General features: G+C 74.5%; 18 protein-coding genes. 9 read left to right on the top strand and 9 right to left on the bottom strand.

The window, feature by feature from the left end; genetic code table 11:
* On the top strand, nt 1-219 hold a 219-nt coding region (locus IE217_RS35025), incomplete at its 5' end, for a hypothetical protein (protein WP_229865824.1).
* A gap of 64 nt (nt 220-283) precedes the next feature.
* Here the strand turns inward: IE217_RS35025 and IE217_RS33095 are convergent.
* Together IE217_RS33095 and IE217_RS33100 are read right to left on the bottom strand one after the other, a co-directional pair.
* Complete coding sequence (locus tag IE217_RS33095; protein WP_190181650.1) at nt 284-601, bottom strand: hypothetical protein; 318 nt, start codon at nt 599-601, stop codon at nt 284-286.
* 17 nt (nt 602-618) lie between these two features.
* Entirely contained in the window at nt 619-1,848 is a 1,230-nt protein-coding gene (locus tag IE217_RS33100; protein WP_190181651.1) for a DUF5685 family protein, read from the bottom strand.
* Between the two features lie 290 nt (nt 1,849-2,138).
* On the opposite strand from IE217_RS33100, the gene IE217_RS33105 reads away from it, so the two are divergent.
* Entirely contained in the window at nt 2,139-2,576 is a 438-nt protein-coding gene (locus IE217_RS33105) for a cell division protein SepF (RefSeq protein WP_189708282.1), read from the top strand.
* A gap of 52 nt (nt 2,577-2,628) precedes the next feature.
* On the opposite strand, the gene IE217_RS33110 is transcribed toward IE217_RS33105, so the two are convergent.
* On the bottom strand, nt 2,629-3,819 hold the full coding sequence (locus IE217_RS33110; protein WP_190181652.1) for an acyl-CoA dehydrogenase family protein: 1,191 nt from the start codon (nt 3,817-3,819) through the stop codon (nt 2,629-2,631).
* Nucleotides 3,820-3,921: 102 nt separating this feature from the next.
* Entirely contained in the window at nt 3,922-5,526 is a 1,605-nt protein-coding gene (locus IE217_RS33115) for an MFS transporter (protein ID WP_190181653.1), read from the bottom strand.
* A 259-nt stretch (nt 5,527-5,785) separates the two neighbouring features.
* Here IE217_RS33115 and IE217_RS33120 point away from each other — a divergent pair, with 259 nt between their 5' ends.
* On the top strand, nt 5,786-7,015 hold the full coding sequence (locus IE217_RS33120; RefSeq protein ID WP_373298189.1) for a putative hexosyltransferase: 1,230 nt from the start codon (nt 5,786-5,788) through the stop codon (nt 7,013-7,015).
* Between the two features lie 274 nt (nt 7,016-7,289).
* A complete protein-coding gene (locus IE217_RS33125; protein ID WP_190181654.1) occupies nt 7,290-8,321 on the top strand; it encodes a phosphatase PAP2 family protein in 1,032 nt (343 codons plus the stop codon).
* A gap of 41 nt (nt 8,322-8,362) precedes the next feature.
* Here the strand turns inward: IE217_RS33125 and IE217_RS33130 are convergent, their stop codons facing one another.
* The 3 genes from IE217_RS33130 to IE217_RS33140 all read right to left on the bottom strand — a co-directional run bounded on the left by IE217_RS33130 (nt 8,363) and on the right by IE217_RS33140 (nt 10,804).
* Nucleotides 8,363-8,578: an I78 family peptidase inhibitor gene (locus IE217_RS33130; RefSeq protein WP_190181655.1), complete on the bottom strand. Its 216-nt coding sequence runs from the start codon at nt 8,576-8,578 to the stop codon at nt 8,363-8,365.
* Between the two features lie 392 nt (nt 8,579-8,970).
* Complete coding sequence (locus IE217_RS33135) at nt 8,971-10,272, bottom strand: ABC transporter substrate-binding protein (protein ID WP_190181656.1); 1,302 nt, start codon at nt 10,270-10,272, stop codon at nt 8,971-8,973.
* Nucleotides 10,241-10,804, bottom strand: coding sequence for an MTB12 C-terminal domain-containing protein (locus IE217_RS33140; RefSeq protein ID WP_190181657.1), 564 nt, complete (start codon nt 10,802-10,804; stop codon nt 10,241-10,243). Before IE217_RS33140 ends, IE217_RS33135 begins: the two co-directional genes overlap by 32 nt.
* A gap of 105 nt (nt 10,805-10,909) precedes the next feature.
* On the opposite strand from IE217_RS33140, the gene IE217_RS33145 reads away from it, so the two are divergent.
* From IE217_RS33145 to IE217_RS33155, 3 genes are read left to right on the top strand one after another with little or no spacing between them, the layout of a single operon-like run.
* Nucleotides 10,910-11,404, top strand: coding sequence for a hypothetical protein (locus IE217_RS33145; RefSeq protein WP_190181658.1), 495 nt, complete (start codon nt 10,910-10,912; stop codon nt 11,402-11,404).
* A gap of 2 nt (nt 11,405-11,406) precedes the next feature.
* Nucleotides 11,407-14,106: an ABC transporter permease subunit gene (locus tag IE217_RS33150; protein ID WP_190181659.1), complete on the top strand. Its 2,700-nt coding sequence runs from the start codon at nt 11,407-11,409 to the stop codon at nt 14,104-14,106.
* Nucleotides 14,103-14,768: an ATP-binding cassette domain-containing protein gene (locus IE217_RS33155; protein WP_190181660.1), complete on the top strand. Its 666-nt coding sequence runs from the start codon at nt 14,103-14,105 to the stop codon at nt 14,766-14,768. Before IE217_RS33150 ends, IE217_RS33155 begins: the two co-directional genes overlap by 4 nt.
* A 73-nt stretch (nt 14,769-14,841) precedes the next feature.
* On the opposite strand, the gene IE217_RS33160 is transcribed toward IE217_RS33155, so the two are convergent.
* A complete protein-coding gene (locus tag IE217_RS33160; RefSeq protein WP_190181661.1) occupies nt 14,842-15,552 on the bottom strand; it encodes a LysM peptidoglycan-binding domain-containing protein in 711 nt (236 codons plus the stop codon).
* Between the two features lie 537 nt (nt 15,553-16,089).
* Between IE217_RS33160 and IE217_RS33165 the strand changes: the two genes are divergently transcribed.
* Nucleotides 16,090-16,923 (top strand): DUF8842 C-terminal domain-containing protein, encoded by an 834-nt coding sequence (locus IE217_RS33165; protein WP_190181662.1) that lies wholly within the window; start codon nt 16,090-16,092, stop codon nt 16,921-16,923.
* 37 nt (nt 16,924-16,960) lie between these two features.
* The gene (locus tag IE217_RS33170; RefSeq protein ID WP_190181663.1) at nt 16,961-17,374 is read left to right on the top strand and encodes a hypothetical protein; all 414 of its coding nucleotides are present in this window, start codon (nt 16,961-16,963) and stop codon (nt 17,372-17,374) included.
* Between the two features lie 86 nt (nt 17,375-17,460).
* On the opposite strand, the gene der is transcribed toward IE217_RS33170, so the two are convergent.
* A complete protein-coding gene (der, locus tag IE217_RS33175; protein WP_190181664.1) occupies nt 17,461-18,945 on the bottom strand; it encodes a ribosome biogenesis GTPase Der in 1,485 nt (494 codons plus the stop codon).
* Between the last annotated feature and the right edge of the window lie 46 nt (nt 18,946-18,991).

Here is an 18,991-nt window from a genome sequence, read left to right on the forward strand (position 1 = left end):
GGCCACGCGCACGGGACGGCCCTGCCCGGACCCGTGCTTCTGACCCGAGTCCCGTCCCAGGGCAGCGAGTTCGGCGACCTCGCCGGCCGGTACGTCGAGGCGCCGGCCCACGCGGCCGCGGCCGACCCGATCCAGGGAGGCCGCCGCCGCGCTCCGGGCCGCGCCTCAGTGGCGTCGGCCACGCGCACGGGACGGCCCTGCCCGGACCCGTGCTTCTGACCCGAGTCCCGGCCCAGGGCAGCGAGTTCGGCGACCTCACCGGCCGGTACGTCGAGGCGCCGGCCTACGCGGCCGCGGCCGACCCCGTCCAGGGGGCCACCGCTGCCAACACGCGCGGGGCGTCGGTGTGCGCGGTCGCGGTGACGCCGACGCGGTGCGTGGCGGGCGGCGCCTGGGACAGCACGGCGAGCACGTCGGGGCCAGGGCCGCCCGGGACCCTCGCCCAGGTCAAGAAGTCGAGCCCACCGCTCCCGGCGGGCCGCGTCAGGCCGACGTGGGAGGCGATGTCCCGCGCCGACCGCTGGCCGACGGCGGCGGCCAGGTGCGACAGCCCCGGCCGTGCGGGCGGTCGCGGGTGCCCGCCTTCACCCGGGCCGGGCACCCCTCCCCTCAACTCCTCTAGCAGTCGCAGCCGCAGTCGCAGCAGTCGCAACTGCAGCAGTTCCCGCAGCACTCGCAGACATCGCAGCAGTCTCCGCAGTCACCGCAGTCGCAGTTGCCGCACACGCCTTGGCGCCGGCGTCCCGACCACGGGCCCTCGAACTCGTCGGCGCAGCACACCTTGCAGGTGCAGCACACCGCCAGGGCCGCGGCGCACCCGGCCCAGAAACCCTGCCGGCCCCCGGAGGGCGGCGGCTGTCCGACACCGGGGTCGTGCGGGGTGAACGGGGCCTGCGGCGGCCCGAAGGCGGCCTCGGGCGCGCCCGCCCCGTGAACGTCCGCGTGCGCGTGGCCCTGCCCGTGCCCCTGCCCGTGCCCGCAGGCGTCCGTGCCGAAGGCCCGGTCCACCGAGCGGCCCAGTTCGTGGGCGAGGAGGAGGTGGGCGAGGCGGCCGTCCTCGAACTCGACGTCCTTCAGGGCGAGCCGGACGCCGTGCACGGCGTCGTCGGCGAGCCGGCGGGCCTCGGTGAGCGTGGTGCCGGTCGCCGTGAGCGGGTTCCACGCGCCCGAGGCGGCGTCGGCCTCGCGGTCCTCCACGGCGTCCAGGAGGTGGGCGAGCCGCCCGAAGAGGCGCCCGGCCTCGGCGAGGGGAGCCGCGTTGCCCGGCCGGCCGGCGAGGTGCGCGGTGTGCGCGAAGGCCGCCGCGGTGGCGGTCTCGGTCGGCTCGGTGACCGTCAGGATGGGCGTGCCGGGTCCGGCGAGCGCCTCGACGCCGGCCTGCCGGCCGACCGCGTCGAGGAGTACGGCGGTGTCGAAGCCGACGTCGGCTCCGGTGCGGGCGCCCGCGCGCGACCAGTTGGCGGCGACCCTGCGGGCGGCGAGCGCCACCGGGCGGCGGCCCAGCAGCCCGTCGCGGTCGTCGATGTGGTCGCGCATCTTGGCCGAGGCCAGCACCAGTGAGACGGCCGCGGCGAGCCGCGCGCCCTCCCCCTCGGCGACGGACGCGGTGCGCATGCCCCGCAGCGGACAGGGCCCGGCGGTCCGCCGCCCACCGCCGAGGCTGCCGTCCGGCCGGACCTGAGCCTCCGTCAGGACCGATATGAGAAGGCCGTCATAGTTCGTGGCGACCCGGGCGAGCTGGCCGTGGTCGCCGCGCAGCGCGAGGCACAGCCCGCACAGGTGGGCCATCCACTGGGTGCTGAGACTCTTCCCGAGCCGGTGACGGCACGGCCTGACGATTCCGAACACGACGTTCCCCCGTGGTGCGTACGACGCAGATCGGCCGCATCGTATCGACCTCTTCGTTCACCCGTACGCACCGTGCATCACCCATGTGCCGTGGACAATCATATTTCACTCTCGGTCAGCATCCGTGTAGGACATGACCCTTGGGGCACACGGGCTCTCGACGGATCGGCTGTGCACCAGTACCGTCACAAACCCCCCGCACGGCGTCTATTCACTTGGCACGCCGTCCGCATCATGGATGACCATAGGGATGCGGAAAGCAGATGAGACCGCTGTGAGAGGAGGCGTCCATGGGATCGGTACGCAAGGCGAGTGCGTGGCTCGGCCTCGTCGACGACAACGATGACGAGCGCTACTACGACGACGACTACTCGGAGGGCACCGAGTCCGGGGACGCCTGGGTCACCGACCCGCGGGTGAAGGTGGCCACGGACACGGCAGAGGAGAAGGGCCGCCGGATCGGCACGGTCACGCCGGACAGCTTCCGGGACGCCCGCGCGATCGGCGAGCTGTTCCGCGAGGGCGTGCCCGTCATCGTGAACCTGACGGCCATGGAGCCGGCCGACGCCAAGCGCGTGGTGGACTTCGCGGCCGGCCTGGTCTTCGGGCTGCGCGGCTCCATCGACCGGGTGTCGACGCGGGTGTTCCTGCTGTCCCCGGCCGACACCGAGATCGTGAGCGGCGACCCGGGGGCACACCGCTCGGACGGGTTCTTCAACCAGAGCTGAGGCAGGGCCGTACGTACGGCCCTGCCCCGCCCGGGGTCCGCGCCCCGGGAGCTCACCGGAAGGCGTCGAGCCCGGTGAGCGCCTTGCCCAGCACGAGCTGGTGCATCTCGACGGTGCCCTCGTAGGTGAGCACCGACTCGAGGTTGGTCGCGTGCCGCATCACGGGGTATTCGAGCGAGATGCCGTTCGCGCCGAGGATCGTGCGCGCCGTGCGGCAGATCTCGATCGCCTCGCGCACGTTGTTGAGCTTGCCGAAGCTGACCTGCTCGGGACGCAGGCGGCCGGCGTCCATGCGCCGCCCCAGGTGGTGGGCGAGCAGAATCCCCTTGTGCAGTTCGACCGCCATGTCGGCGAGTTTGGCCTGGGTGAGCTGGAAGCCCCCGATGGGCCTGCCGAACTGCTCGCGCGACTTCGCGTAGTCCACGGCCGCCTCGAAGCAGGAGCGGGCCGCGCCCATCGCGCCCCAGACGATGCCGTAGCGGGCGTGCGAGAGACAGCTGAGCGGTCCGCGCAGCCCGGTGACCCCGGGGAGTACGGCGTCGGCGGGCAGCCGTACGTCGTCGAGCACGAGCTCGCTGGTGACGGAGGCGCGCAGCGACCACTTGTGCTTGATCTCGGGGGCGGAGAAGCCGGGGGTGTCGGTGGGGACGGCGAAGCCCCGGATGCCGTCCTCGGTCTGCGCCCAGACGACCGCCACACCGGCCACCGAGCCGTTGGTGATCCACATCTTGCGGCCGTTGAGCACCCAGTCGCCGCCGTCGCGCTTGGCGTGGGTGCGCATGGAGGCGGGGTCGGAGCCGTGGTCGGGCTCGGTGAGCCCGAAGCAGCCGATCACCTCGCCGGCGGCCATCCGGGGCAGCCACCGCTGCTTCTGCTCCTCGCTGCCGAAGCGGTGGACGGCGTACATGGCGAGCGAGCCCTGGACCGAGACCAGGGAGCGGATGCCGGAGTCGGCGGCCTCCAGCTCCAGGCAGGCCAGCCCGTACTGGACGGCGCTCGCGCCCGCGCACCCGTATCCGCTCAGCGACATCCCGAGCGCGCCGATGGAGCCCAGTTCGCGGGCCAGCTCCCGGATGCCGGGCAGCTCGCCGGTCTCGTACCACCCGGCGACGTGCGGCAGGACCCGGTCGGCCGCCCAGCCGCGCACGGTGTCGCGGACGGCGAGGTCCTCGGCGTCCAGGAGATCGTCGATCCCCAGGGGGTCGGCGGGGTCGAACGGGGGCAACTTCGAGGACGCGGACATGGGACACCCTCCGGCAACTCTAAACTAGCAGCGCTAGTTAAATCGTGGCCCCGACGTTACGGCGCGGTGCCCGCCGAGTCCACCCCACGCCCCCCGCGAGGCTCACGCCGAGACGCGGTCCCGGCCGGCCTCGCGCTGCGCCGGCAGCTCCACCGGGGCCTCCTCCTCGCAGTGCATCACGCGCGGCAGCCGCAGCGCCATCACCGCGCCGAGCAGCAGCAGCCCCGCGCTCACCAGCAGCGTCACGTGCAGCCCGTGCACGAAGGAGTCCCGGGCCGCGCGCCGCAGGGCGTCGCCCGCCGCGCCGCCGAGCCGCCCGGCGACCCCGTAGGCCTCCCCCAGCGAGTGGGAGGCGGAAGCGGAGGCCGACGACGGCACTCCGGGCACGTCCGCGAGGCCGGGCGCGTAGGCGGCGTTCATCACCGTGCCGAGGAGGGCGATGCCCATGCCGGCGCCCAGCTGGTAGGAGGTCTCGCCGATCGCCGCCGCCCCGCCCGCCTGGGCCAGGGGCGCCTCGCTCAGCATCGACTCGTACGCCCCGAACAGCGTCGTCTCCAGGCCGAAGCCGAGCAGCACGAAGCCGGACAGCAGCAGCGGCGCGTTGTCGTCGCCGCCCATCGCCGTCAGCAGCACCACCGCGGCCGCGGTCACGCAGAAGCCGACGCAGACCATCCGGCGCGGCCCGAAACGGCGCAGCATCCGCGCCCCCAGCAGCCCGGCCGCCATCGCGGCGAACGTCAGCGGCAGCAGCCGCAGGCCCGTCTGGAGCGGGGAGAGCCCGAGCACCAGCTGGAGGTACTGCGCCGCGATCAGCTCCAGGCCGACCAGCGCCAGCATCGCCAGCACGATGCAGCCCACCGACGTGCTGAAGGCCGGCCGGGCGAACATCCCGAGGTCCACCAGCGGATGCGCGCGCCGTCGCTGGCGCCGTACGAAGGTCACCAGCAGCACCGCGCCCACCAGCAGCGGGCCCAGCGTGAGGAGACTCAGCGGGGGCTCGCCGCCACCGAGCCGCTTCACGCCCAGCACCACGCCGAACAGCCCGCCCGCCGCCATCAGCGCGCCGACCACGTCCCAGGGTCCGTCGCGCTCACCGGTCGACTCGGGCAGCAGCAGCCGGCCCACCGGCAGGCTGACCAGCATCAGCGGGATGTTGACGAGGAAGACCGACCCCCACCAGAAGTGCTCCAGGAGGAAGCCGCCGAGCAGCGGGCCCACGGCCGCGCCGACCGCCGCGACCGCGCTCCACAGGCCGATCGCCAGCGCCCGCTCCCGCCGGTCGGGGAAGACCTGCCGCAGGATCGACAGCGTGGCCGGCATGATCATCGCACCGCCGACGCCGAGCAGGCCCCGGGCGAGGATGAGGGTCTGCGGATGGTGCGCGAAGGCCGCCACCGCGGAGGCGACGCCGAAGAGGGCGTAGCCGAGCAGCAGGATCCGTCTGCGGCCCACCCGGTCGCCCAGCGTGCCGAAGAGGATCAGGAGCGAGGCGCAGACCAGCGGGTAGGTGTCGACGATCCAGAGCAGTTCGATGGCGCCGGGCCTGAGGTCCTCGGTGACGGCGGGCACCGCCACGTGGAGCACGGTGGCGTCCACCGCGACCAGCAGCAGGCTGACGCAGAGCACGACCAGGACGACCCAGCGATTGGCACCGGCCCCGGCCGCCCGACGGCGCTGCGTGGACGCGGCCGTGGTCGTCCCGGACATGTACGTACCTCCCAGATGAACCCTCGCGTTCGGCGGGCCGGCGGGCGGGGACTTCCCGCGGCTCGGCCGGAGACGAGCGGTGGTCTCCGGCCCCGCGACAACACGCGAGTGACACGTCAGCGTACGCGCATTCGGCCGGGTGCCACGTGGCCCACCTCTCAGACTCCGCGGCGAGCCAGTGTGGCGTACGCCACTGCCCTCGCCCCTGACCACGCCCCGCCGGGAGGTCCGGTTCCGGCTCCGGTCGATAATCGAGCCCGTGACCGATCTAGCGATGCCCGTGGCGGCGGCCCGTCCCCGGGCCCTGCGCCGGGCCGCCCCCGCACTGCTCGGGTACGCGTCCGTGCGCGTCCTCGGCCTGCTGGCGCTGGCCCTGTGGAGCGGCGCCCGCGGCAAGAGCGCGTACACGCTGCTGACCGCCCGCTGGGACTCCCTCTGGTACGCCAGGGTGGCCTCGGGCGGCTACGGCTACGAGGTGCGGCTCCCCAACGGCGACGTCCACTCCGACCTGGCCTTCTTCCCGCTCCTGCCCGGCCTGGAGCGGCTGCTGGCGGACGTGACCGGACTGTCGTACGCCGACGCCGGCTTCGTGGTGAGCCTGCTCGCCTCGCTCGCCGCGGCCTGGGGGATCTTCGCGGTCGCCGACCACCTGTACGGGCCCCGGGCCGGGGTCTGCGCGGTGCTGCTGTGGGCGGTGCTGCCGGTGGGGGTCGTGCAGTCGATGGCGTACAGCGAGTCGCTGTTCATGGCCCTGGCCGCCTGGTCGCTGTACGCCGTGCTCACCGGACGCTGGGTGAGCGCGGGCGCACTGGCCCTGTTCGCGGGGCTCACCCGCCCGGTCGGCCTGGCCGTGGTGGCGGCGGTGTGGACGGGAGCGGTCACCTCCTTCGTGCGAACGCGGAGCGCGGGCGTGGAAACCGGTGGTGCGACACGTACGGACGGCGCTGTGTCCGCGACACGCGCCCCCGCGCTCACGGCGCGCCTTGCCCCCTTCCTCCGCCCCGCCCTCGGCATGCTGCTCGCCCCGCTCGGCGCCGCCGGTTACGTGCTGTGGGTGGGCCACCGCATCGGCCGGGGCCCGCTCGGCTACCTCGACGTGCAGGCCGGGTGGCGCAACGGCTTCGACGGCGGCTACGCCTTCGCCCGCTTCGTCGCCGCCAGGCTCACGTCCTTCCCGTCCGCCCTGGCCGGCCTCGCGCTGATCACCGGCGTCGGCCTGCTGGCATGGCTGTACGTCACCGGGGTGCGGCAGCGGCAGCCGCTGGTGCTGCTCGTGCACTCGGGCGTGGTCACCGCGCTCGCGTTGTGCGCGTCCAGCTACTTCGGCTCCAAGCCGCGCCTGCTGCTGCCCGCCTTCCCGCTGCTGCTGCCGCTCGCTCTCGCCCTGGCCCGGGCGCGCGTGACCCGGTCGGCGCTGGTGGTGGGCGGTGCGGCGGTCGCCTCGGCGGTCTACGGCGCGTTCTGGCTGAACGGCTCCGGCCCTCCGTGACCGGGGAGCCGACCGCCGGGAACCGATCAAGGAACCGGTCGGAGAGCTGATCCGATGAGCAGACGGTGAATTCCATCCGAGCGTTCGGTCAACGTATTCATAAGCGCCATATAAACGTTTGCCGGAATGATCAAAGGAAATGCAGGGCGGCGGCACCGGAGATTGCCGAATCCGGGGATATAAAGGCTCGTTGAGAGCAATCCCACATCACATCGTCATCACAAACCCCGTGATTCGTCCGGGAACTGAGCTCACTCGCTGTAACGTCGATTAGGTGCGTACCGAAGGAACCCTCACCCGCCTGGACCGGGTGTTCGCCAGGCTGGACCGTGAGCCGCAACGACCGGCGCACATCGACGTGCCGAGAATGAGCAGGCACCGCGTGGTGCTGTTCTCGGCGACCCTGGCGTTCTACCTGTCCATCGTCTGGGCCGTGGTGACCACCTCCTGGCTGGTCCGGCTCGACTGGCAGGTCATGTTCTTCCGGCCGTACCAGCAGTGGCCGCAGATCCACGCGTTCCTCGACTACTACGTGGTCCTCGGCCAGCGCGGCCCCACCGCCGTGATGGTCGCCGCCTGGCTCGGCTGGCGCTCCTGGCGGCAGCACACCCTGCGCCCGCTGCTGACCCTCGCCGCGTCCCTGCTGCTGCTCAACATCACGGTCGGCGCCGCGAAGCTCGGCATGGGACGCCTCGGACCGCACTACGCGACCGTCATCGGCTCCAACGAGATGGGCCTGGGCGGCGATATATTCCCCAGCGGCCACACCGCCAACGCCGTGGTGACCTGGGGAATCCTGGCCTATCTGGCCTCCACCCCGAGAGCGCGCCGGTGGCTGTCGGCGCTGTCCGCGGTCACCTCGCTCGGCGTCGGCCTCACCACCGTGTACCTGGGCACGCACTGGCTCAGCGACGTACTGCTGGGCTGGGCCGCGGGACTGCTGATCCTGCTGGCGCTGCCGTGGTGCGAGCCGCTGATCGCCCGGGCCGAGACCGCACTGTTCGACCTGCGCGACCGCTGGCGCGACCGCCGTGGCCGCCGCGTGCCGGCGCCCGTGCCTGCCGCGCCCGTCGGAGCCCCCGTGGTGCTCAAGCCGCGCGCCCCCGCGCCGGACGGGGCACCGGCCGCCCGCGAGACGGTCGGAGCGGGCCGCACGGCCCGCACGCCGGTCTACCTCGCCCCGGGACCGCACACCACCCGCTCGGAGCGCACCCCGGTCACCCCCGCCGGCAGCCGCCGGCCTCCGCACTCCGACCGGGTCCCGCGCGGCACGACCTCGGCCGCCCGCCCGCTGACGGGCAGCTGAGGCGGGACCGACGCGACAGGCCCTCCCGGCCTCCGCCCTCCTCAGCCCTTCCAGGCGCGGATCACCCGGCCCGCGTCGACCTCGAAGTTCAGCCGCCCCGCCCGGTACTCCATGGTGATGATCGCGCCGGGCGGCAGCGACCGCACCGTGGACCAGCCGCGTTCACGCGCCAGCCGCTCGGCCCGGTCCGCCGCGAGACCGACGTATCCGTCCGGGTTGTCCTGGGGCTCCGCGGGCGGAGTGGGAATGGATGCCATGGGTCCACGCTAGGCCCCGGCTCGTGGCCGCGGGAAGCCCGGCCGACGGCGGGTCACATGGGACTCACAGGTACTTCACCGCCCCTCCTGTCACGCTTCGGTCACAGGACGCCGACGCCCGGGCCGAGCGCGCTGCGTCATGCTCCGGCACGGTTCACTCCCCCTTACGAGGGCTTTCGAACGCAATTCCCGCATCCCGGCGGCCACCCCCGGCGGCCACCGGATAATGCCGCGGGAAAGCCCCGGCGGAAGGCGGCGGGAAGCAGCCGTCGCGGCTCTCGCATTCCGAATGCGCGCACGGCCGGAGCACCGACGCCCCATGGGAATTTCACCGTTCCGGCACACTTCCCCCTCCTCGCCTGCCGCCGTCCGGGGCCCGGCGGGCGGGGATGTCAGGGCGTGTAGGGCAGTTGCGGTACGTCGTCGAAGCAGGTGCTGTTCATGTCCCCCTGCGGCACCCAGCCCTCGCCGTCCTGCCAGCGGGCCACCGACAGACAGGCCCTGCGGGACGTCGGCGGGGTCGCCGACGGCTCGAAGGAGACCGGCAGCAGCAGACCGCCTGCCGTGTAGCCGCGGGCGCGCCCTACCTGGCCGTCGAGGCACCCGCGCGTGATGCCGGTCGCCGCGCACGCGCGGGCCGCGTCCGTGAACCACTTGGCGGCCGCCCAGCCCTCGAGCTGCCACTGGGAGTGCGTGGCCAGGTTCTTCGTGGCGTCCCGGAACTCCCGTACGGCCGGACGGGAGACGTCCTCGTAGTCGCGGCTGGCGCCGGTCGCCCACAGGGCGTTGCGGCAGGCCGGGGAGTCCTTGTAGTCCTCGGGGACGGTGGACGTCCAGTTCTGCACGTTGGTCACCTTGGCGGTGATCCGGGCGCCGACCGCGTCGATCGCCCGGCACAGCCGGGCGTTGCCGTGCGTGTCGAGGGCGTCGAAGACCAGGTCGGCGCCCTGCTGCTTCAGATCGGCCGCCGCCGCGCGGAAGTCGGGCAGCGCGAAGTCGACCTGCTCGGTGACGACCTTGTAGCCCTCGGCCCGCAGACCGCGCTCGACGAGCCGCGCGTAGGAGGCGGAGGCGGCCTGGTTGTACGAGACGACGGCGGCGGTGCGGGCGCCGTGCTCGCGCTTGAAGTAGCGGTAGACCTCCGTGCCGCCGTACAGGGTGCCGCCCCAGCCCGGGGTGCCGTCGCGGGGCGCGAGGCTGCCGTAGATGCCGTACAGGTGGGGCCAGGTGTCGTAGGCCGCGCCGATGGGCTGGCCGCCGATGTCGGGCACGCCCGCGCGGGAGACGCGCGGGGCGCCCGCGTAGTCGAGGGCGGTGGTGGCGACCAGGGCGACCACCTTGTCCTCGTCGACCAGCTTGCGCACGCACTCGTTGTCGCCGACCCCGCTGCCGCCGTCGTCGCACCTGTGCACCTCGACCGGGCGGCCGCCGATGCCCCCGCGCGCGTCGAGCCGGTCGAAGTAGGCCTTGGCGCCGTCGCGCGGGCCGGTGAAGGCGTTGCCGCCGACCGGGCTGGTGGCGCTGGTGATGATGCCGACGGGGATCGGCGCCCCGCCGCCCCGCGCGGGTGCGGGCGACCGTGCGGCGGGCCCGAAGTCGCTCTCGGGCAGCCTGCTTCCGCAGGCCGTGAGGGCGAGCAGGAGCAGCGCCGCGGCGGCCGTCTCAACAGCCCGGCAGCGCGGACGCCGAGGCATTGCCGCTCAACTGGACCAGCGCGCACAGGGTCTTGTCGGACACCTTCCAGGTGCCGTTCCGTTCGACCGCCGTCCCCTCCGCGTCCGGCAGGGCGGTGGCGCCTTTCAACGTCAGGGTGTACGTCACGTTCGCGTCGGACGGCGAGGTGAACTCGACCCTGGTCACGGTGGCCCGCACCTGGCCGCCGCGCTTGTCGCCGTCGAACGCCCGCAGCACCGGGGCCATGCGGTCGCCGTTCTCCAGGACGGCCTGCTTGTCCTTCGTGGAGACGGCCGGGTCGAAGAACTTCCGCCAGTTCTCCTTGATCTGCCGGGTCGCGGCCGCCGGATCGGCGGGTGCGGCGGCGGCCGGGGACGCCGGCCGGGAGGTGGTCCCCTCCACCGTGGGCGTCGGGGGCGGGCTCGCGTCGCCGCCGCCGCTCGCGTCGCCGCACGCCGCGAGGGCCGGTGCGAGGGCGAGAAGGACGGCGGCCGCGAGTGCCGTACCCCGTCCCGCGCCGCCGCCTTGCCGAAGGTCGCTCCCGAGAACCATCTGGCTCACCACCGGGTGTCGGTCGTCCGGGCCCCTGCGCGCCCGGAGCTTTCAGGGTCGGCTTGCAGAAGGCATAGTGCAAGCAATCGGCCGAGGGAGCCAGCCATGCGGACAGCTCGACTGCGTACCGTGCACCCCGTCCTGTGGGCCGGCTGGGCCGCGCTCGCCGCGGGCGCGGTGCTGTGCGTCGCCGGCTGGTACGGCGTCTCCGGCGAGCGCTACGCCGAGCGCCAACTCCCCTACCTGGCCTCGTGCACGGTCCCCGGCGCGGCCCTCGTCGTCGCCGGCGCGGTGCTGCTCGCCCACGGCGGGCAGGCGCTCGCCGCGGCCCGCGTCGAGGAGTTGTACGGCCTGCTGGTCGCCACCGCGCCCGAGGACGCCGGACACGCACCGCGGCCCGCGGTCGCGCCCCTCGCGGTCAGCGGGGAGCTGGCGGCGGTACCGGGCGGCACGCTGTACCACCGCGCGGACTGCCCGCTGGTCGCCGGGAAACCCGAGGCCATCCCTGTGGACGCGGGGCTGCTCGCGGGCGGCGGGTTGCAGCCGTGCCCCATCTGCGAACCGGGCCTTGACGGCGGACCCGGCGCCGGGGACGCCTGACGGTGTCCTCCCTGACGTACGACCTCACGCTCGCCGGGCTGTCGGTCGGCGCCGCGGCGGCGCTCACCGGGATCGGCCTGGTCGTGACCTACCGCGCCACCGGGGTGCTGAACTTCGCGCACGGCGCCATCGCGATGGTGTGCGCCTACGCGCTGCGGCAGTTCGTGGTCGGCTGGGGCTGGCCGCTGTGGCCGGCGGCCGTGGTGACGCTGGTGCTGCTGGCGCCCGGGATCGGCGTCCTGCTGGAACGGTTCGTCTTCCGCCCGGCGGCGGTGCTCGGCGGCGATCCGGCGCAGACCCTGGTCGCCTCCATCGGGGTGTTCGTGCTGCTGGTGGGCGGCGCCGCGCTGGTGTGGGGGCAGGGGGCGCGGGACGACGCTCCCGAGGTGGTGCGGGCCGATCCCTGGGGGCAGTTGGCGGTGGTGCTGGTGCTGGCCTGCGGGGTGGGCGCGGTGGTGCGCGGCACCCGGTTCGGGCGGGAGCTGCGGGCGGTCGTCGACGACCGGCGCCTGGCCGTGCTCGGCGGGATCGACGCGGACCGGGTGGCGGCGGCGGGCTGGGCCTTCGGGGCGTTCACGGCGGGCCTGACGGGCGTGCTGCTGGCGCCCTACGTGCGTCTGGACCCCTACGGACTGCCGCTGCTCGTCATGGAGGTGGTGGCGGTCGCGGTGGCGGCCCGTATGCGCAGCCTGCCGGTGGCGGTGGCCGTGGCGCTCGGCCTGGGCGTCGCGCAGAGCCAGCTGACACGGCTGCACCCGCCGGGCTGGGGCGAGCCGTTGCTGCGCGCGGCGGACGCCAACCTGTTCGTGGTGGCGCTGCTGGTGGCGGCCCTGGTGCTGCCCGGTGTCGGCGCGCGCGACGCGCCGCCCCCGCCCGCGATCGTGCGGGGGCCGGTGCCGTGGGGGGCGTGGATCGTGGCCGGGGTGCTGTTCCTGCTGCCGCTCGCCTTCGCGGGCGGCGATCTGCACACCTCGGTGCAGGTGCCGGCGCTGGGCGTGGTGCTGCTGTCGCTGGTGGTGGTCACCGGCCGGGGCGGGCAGATCTCGCTGGGCCAGGCCGCGTACGCCGGGCTGGGCGCCCTGTTCACGGCGCTGCTGTCGGCCGGCCGCTTCCCGGGCCTGCCGCGCCTGCCCGGGCTCGTCGCGCTGGCGCTGGCGGTGGTGCTGGTGGCGCCGCTCGGCCTGCTGACCGGGTGGCCCGCGATCGGTCGCCGGGGGCTCGCCCTGGCGCTGGCCACGTTCGCGGTGGGGGCCGGGGTGAGCCGGTTCGTCTTCGCCCAGCCGTACGCCTCCGCCGGGCCGGCCATCGGGCGGCCCGCCGGCTTCGACGGCGACCGGGCTTACTACGTCCTGGAGTTGGGCCTGCTCGCGGGCGCGCTGCTGGTGACCGGCGCGCTGCGCCGGGGCCGTACCGGGCGGGCCCTCGCGGCGATGCGCGACCACGAGGGCGGCGCGGCCGCGGCGGGCGTGCGGGTGCCCGCGCTGAAACTGGTGGCCTTCGTCTCGGGCGCGGCGCTGGCCGCCCTGGGCGGAGGGATGCTCGGCATGGGGGTGCGGGCCTTCGACCCGGCCGCCTTCGATCCGGTGCGCGGGCTGCTGTGGTTCGCCGCGGTGGTCGTCCTGGGCGCGGACAGCGCCCTGGGCGCGCTGGCCGCCGCCGCCCTTCTCGTCGGCCTCGACTCGGGCGCCCGCGGCGGCGTGGCGGCGGCCCTGGTCGGGCTGCTGGCAACCTTGTCGCCCCACTTCCCCCAGGGCCTGGAGGCGGCAGTGCGCGGCGCGGCGAGATCCCTGCGGGCTGCCGGGGGCCGCGGGGCGCTCACTCCCCTGGGGGCGCGGGTGCGCGACGGACTGCGCCGGCGGGCAACGCCCCTGCCCGGCCCACGGGTTCCCGCGGTCGGGGTGGCGGCCCCGGAGCGCCGCGCCTGGGTGCGGGCGGGAAGCGGGCCGGGAGCGGGTGATCCGCTGCTCGTGGTGCGAGGGGTGCGGGTGCGGTACGGCGGTCTCACCGCCCTCGAGGGGCTCGACCTGGAGGTGCCCGCCGGCCAGGTCGTCGCCGTGGTCGGGCCCAACGGGGCGGGGAAGAGCACCCTGTTCCACTGTCTGGCCGGGACGCTGCGTCCCGCGCGGGGGCAGGTGCTGTTCGGCGGGCGGGACGTCACCGCGCTGCCGGCGCACGCGCGGACCCGGCTGGGGATCGCGCGGACCTTCCAGCAACTGGCCGTCTTCCCGTCGCTGACCGTGGCCGACAACGTCCGCGTGGGCGTCGAGCAGGCCAAGGTCCCCGACCCCGCGGCCGCCGCCGAGCGGGCGATGCGGTTACTCGGCCTGGACGGTGCCGTACGGGAACGGCCCGCCGCCGGCCTGCCCACCGGCACCCTGCGCCGCACCGAACTCGCCCGCGCCCTCGCCGGCGCCCCGCGCGTGCTGCTGCTGGACGAGCCGGCCGCCGGCCTGGACCGCGCCGAGGTCGACGCGCTGACCCGGGTCCTCGCCGCCCTCGCCACCGACGGCACCGCCCTGCTGGTGGTCGAGCACGACCTGGACCTGGTGGCCGGCCTCGCGGACGTGGTGCACGTGATGACCGCGGGCCGCGTCGTCGCCTCCGGCCCCCCGGCCCGCGTGCTCGACCGGCTCGACACGCCTGGCGGCACCGGCGGCACCGGCGGCTCCCGCGGCACCGGTGCCCGGAAGGCCGGCCCATGACCGTCTCCCTGCGGCACGCGCGCGTGCGGTACGGGCCGTTGGAGGCGCTGCACGGGGTGACGCTGGCCGCGCCTGGGCCGGGGGTCACCGTGTTGCTCGGGCGCAACGGGTCGGGGCGTACGACCGCGCTGCGCGCCCTCGCGGGCGCCGTGCCGCTGTCCGGCGGCAGCGTGGTGTGGGACGGCGCCGACGTCACGGGCGTGCCGGCGTACCGGCGGGCCCGGCGCGGGATGCGTCTGGTGCCCGAGCGGCAGGCCGTGTTCGGCTCGCTCACGGTGTACGAGAACCTGACGCTCGCCGCACCCGGCCCCGGCCCCGCGCTCGACGCCTACCCGGAGCTGCGCCCGCTGCTCCCCCGCCGGGCCGGCACCCTCTCCGGCGGTGAGCAGCGCATGCTCGCCCTGGCCCGCGCCCTGTCGGCACGCGCGCGCGTGCTGCTCGTCGACGAGCCGGCGCAGGGCATGTCACCGGCGGTGGCGGCACGGACGTACGACCTGCTCGCGGGGCTCGGCGCGTGCGTGGTCCTGGCCGAGCAGCGGCTGCCGCCCGCGCTGCGCGGCCGCCCCGGCGTGGTGGTCCACGAACTGAGCCGGGGCACGGTGGCGTTCAGCGGCGAGGCGGGCGAGTGCGCGGGGCGCGCGCGACAGGGCCGGCGGGCCTGAGCGGGGCGACGCGGCGGCCCCGTCCGGTCGGCGGACCGGACGGGGCCTGGTGTCGCTGAGGCGAGGGCGCGGCTCAGAGCGCGAGGCGCTGCCCGGGCATGATCAGGTCGGGGTCACCGCCGACGACGGACCTGTTGAGGGCGTAGAGCCGCTGCCAGGTGGTGCCGTGCCGCTCGGCGATGCCGCTCAGCGTGTCACCCGCGCGGACGGTGTAGTCGCCGCGTGAGCTCTGCCGGCCCGTGTGCCCGCTGTCGCGGTCCGCCGCCTGCGACGACTCCCGCGCGGGCACCGGCTTCTGCTCGGACTTGTGCGTGGACTCGTACGAGGACTTGTGCGTGGACTTGGACTCGTACGTCGACCCGGACCCGGAGGATCCCGAGCCGGACGAAGGCGCGCCGCCCGACGCCCCGGCGCGGGCCGAGCAGACCGGCCAGGCTCCCCAGCCCTGGGACTGCTGGACCCGGGTGGCGACGGCGATCTGCTGGGACCTGGACGCCTGGTCGGCGCGCGGCGCGTAGGCCGAGCCGCCGTAGGCGCGCCAGGTGCTCGCGGCGAACTGGAGCCCGCCGTAGTAGCCGTTCCCGGTGTTGATGTGCCAGTTGCCGCCGCTCTCGCACTGGGCGATGCGGTCCCACACGCCGCCGTCCGCCGCGTGGGCGTTGCCGGTCGCGGCCAGCACTCCCAGCGGGGCGAGCAGGACGGCCCCGGCGAGAGCCGCCGTGGCCCGCGTCCTGCGGGCGTTGTCGCGCGTGGTGTCGGCGTTCCTATCGGCACATTCGGACATGTGATTCCCTCCCGGAAAGCCCGGGTCCCCAAGGCCCGGCGCGTTGCGCGTACATGGACGCGGTCGGCGCGCGGCCCGTCCGCCGGTGGGGTGGTGCGGGATGGTGCTGGTTCGGTGCGGTCGGCGGACGTACCCGGACGGTGCTCGGTGCACCCGGCGGAGGAATGTAGGGAGCGCGGCGCGTCCGGATCAACCAACGCCCCGTTCTGGCAGGCCAGTTGCCGGTTACCAGGGGTATCGTCTTTTTTCGGCCACCCACTTCATTCGCTGATTTCCTGATTTGTCGACCACCCTCGCCCATCGCCTGTGACTCACTTCACCAAGTCAAGGGGCTTCCATTTCCGGGGAGTTGACGGTGAGTGCCGGATTCCGCACCGGAGGTGACCGTGTGCGCAGGATGGTTCGATTCCGTTCGCCGGAGGGCGTGACTCCCGCCACAGATCGCCCGTTGTCTTCTTCATGAGCCGGGGGCCCTCCCGGTTCATGGGCCGGGAGCCACCCGGTTCCGCCACGCACCGCATCCCCAGGGAGCCACCCGTGCCGCGCATGCTCGACGTCAGCGACGCCGTACGCGCCGAGATCGGCGACGAAGAAGCCGACCGGCTGCTCGCCGGAGACAACGCCCCGGGCAGTTACGACTGCACGTCCTGCCGCACCCCCGGCGACTCCGCGCAGGAGCGCACCAGCACCGTCCTGTTCGTCGGGGACGAGACCGCCGTCCTCGCCTTCGCCCACGCCACCTGCCTGCCCTCGCAGGTCGTCCAGGTCACCGAGGAGCAGCTGCGCGGCGCGGTCCGCTCCATCAACGCCGACACGGGCGCCCCGGCCGGCGTGCCGCAGCAGGCCGCGCCCGGGCAGGCGGCCGGCGGGCACGCCCCCGTGCAGAAGGCCGTGCCCGAGCAGGCCGTGCTCGGTGTGACCAGCGGACTCGTCCTGATCGCCGGGGAGTTGCACCCGGCGCTGGTGGTCGAGCCGACCGCGCCCATCGCGCGCCCCGGCACCGCCGGCACCGGCGACGACTTCCTGCCGCTCCTGATCGAGCAGGGCTTCCTGCCGCTGACCGAGATCACCGCCGTGCCGCCGGTGCTGCACGGCTGGTCGGTGCTGCTCGCCATGGGCCAGCTGCACGCCGTGCTCCAGCCGGGCACGCACAACGGGCGGCCGGTGGCCTGGTGGCAGGCGCACCAGCCGCTCCAGGTCACCGACGGCTGGCGGGCGGCCGCCAACAAGCACCAGCAGGTGGTGCTGTTCGCGGCGCCGGTCGGCTCCATCGGCCGCCAGCCGCGGGAGGACCTGCTGCGCGACGCCCTGGACAAGGCGGCCGCGGGCGGCCGGCTCGTAGCGGCGGTGCTTCCGCTGGCCGGGACCTGAGCCGCATCCCTTCCGGTCCGGGGTCGTTTGGACATACGTGCACGCATACGAAGTTCCCCGCCGCCAGTCCTACCAGCCGGTCCCGCCTTCCGGCTCCCGGCTCCGCCCGAGCCGGGAGGTGCCCGCGTCACGGCACGCCCAGGATCTCCACGGCGGCCCCTCGGCCACGCCGATCTACGACGCGCTCTACGCCGAGTACGTCAAGTCCTACCGCGCCCTGCCGGGTGACCGCAGCGGCGAGGAGGACCTGGGCTTCGTCGCCTTCGGCAGCCTGCCGCGCGGTACGGGCCCGAGCGGCTACGGCGCCTACGCCGCGGGCGCCTACGGCACCCGCCACACCACCGGCCAGCAGCAGTCCCCGTGGCAGCGGGTCGGCACCCTCGGCCGCCAGGCCTCCGCGCCCCACCACACCCCGGCGGCCCTGCCGCCGGCCCCCCGCCGCGGCCTCTGACACCGCCGGTACCGCGAAAAGGGCGGCCCCCCGCGTACTCGGGGCCGCCCTTTCGCCGGATGCGTCAGTGGACGCCGTTCAGGGGATCACTTCTTCTTCGCGCCGCGCTTCTCGCGCACCCGCACCGAGATGTGGATCGGGGTGCCCTCGAAGCCGAACTCCTCGCGCAGACGGCGCTCGATGAAGCGCCGGTAGCCCGCCTCGATGAAGCCGGAGGCGAAGAGCACGAACCGCGGCGGCTTGGTGCCCGCCTGGGTGCCGAACAGGATGCGCGGCTGCTTGCCGCCCCGGATCGGGTGCGGGTGGGCCGAGACCAGCTCGCCGAGGAAGGCGTTGAGGCGGCCGGTCGGCACCCGCGTCTCCCAGCCCGCCAGCGCGGTCTCGATCGCCGGGACCAGCTTCTCCATGTGCCGTCCGGTGCGCGCCGAGACGTTCACCCGCGGCGCCCAGGAGACCTGGCCGAACTCGGTCTCGATCTCGCGCTCGAGGTAGTAGCGGCGCTCCTCGTCGAGGGTGTCCCACTTGTTGTACGCCACGACCAGGGCGCGTCCCGCCTCGACGGCCATGGTGACGATCCGCTGGTCCTGCACCGAGATCGGCTCCGAGGCGTCGATCAGCACGACGGCGACCTCGGCCTTCTCCACGGCGGCCGCGGTGCGCAGCGAGGCGTAGTAGTCGGCGCCCTGCTGGAGGTGGACGCGCTTGCGGATGCCGGCGGTGTCCACGAACTTCCAGGTGGTGCCGCCGAGTTCGATGAGCTCGTCGACCGGGTCGCGGGTGGTGCCCGCGATTTCGTTGACGACGACCCGCTCCTCGCCGGCCACCTTGTTCAGCAGCGAGGACTTGCCGACGTTGGGGCGGCCGATCAGGGCGATGCGGCGCGGACCGCCGACGCCGCCCCCGCCGAACGTCTCGCGCGGCGCGTCGGGCAGCACCTCGAGCACCCGGTCGAGCATGTCGCCGGTGCCGCGGCCGTGCAGAGCGGAGACCGGGTGGGGCTCGCCGAGACCGAGCGACCACAGGTAGGCGGCGTCGGCCTCGCCGCTCGGGCCGTCGACCTTGTTGGCGCACAGCACCACGGGCTTGCCGGCCTTGCGCAGCAGGCGCACGACCGCCTCGTCGGTGTCGGTCGCGCCGACCTTGGCGTCGACGACGAAGACGACCGCGTCGGCGGCCTCGATCGCGTACTCGGCCTGGGCCGCCACGGAGGCGTCGATGCCGAGGACGTCCTGCTCCCAGCCGCCGGTGTCGACGACCTTGAAGCGGCGGCCCGCCCACTCGGCCTCGTAGGTGACGCGGTCGCGGGTGACGCCCGGCTTGTCCTCGACGACCGCCTCGCGGCGGCCGATGATGCGGTTCACCAGAGTCGACTTGCCGACATTGGGACGGCCGACCACGGCGAGCACGGGGAGCGGGCCGTGCCCGGCTGCCTCGATGGCGCCCTCGACGTCCTCGAGGTCGAAGCCCTCCTCCGCGGCGAGCTCCATGAACTCCGCGTACTCGGCGTCGCCGAGCGCCCCGTGCTCGTACTCGTGCTCGGCCGAGCCGTCGGGCTGGATGTCGTCGTTCATGAAGTCCGTACCTCGTAGTTCATCGTGGTGATCGGTGGACCCCTCA

The organism is Streptomyces naganishii JCM 4654 (genome assembly GCF_014650575.1).
GTDB classification, from domain to species: Bacteria; Actinomycetota; Actinomycetes; order Streptomycetales; family Streptomycetaceae; genus Streptomyces; species Streptomyces naganishii.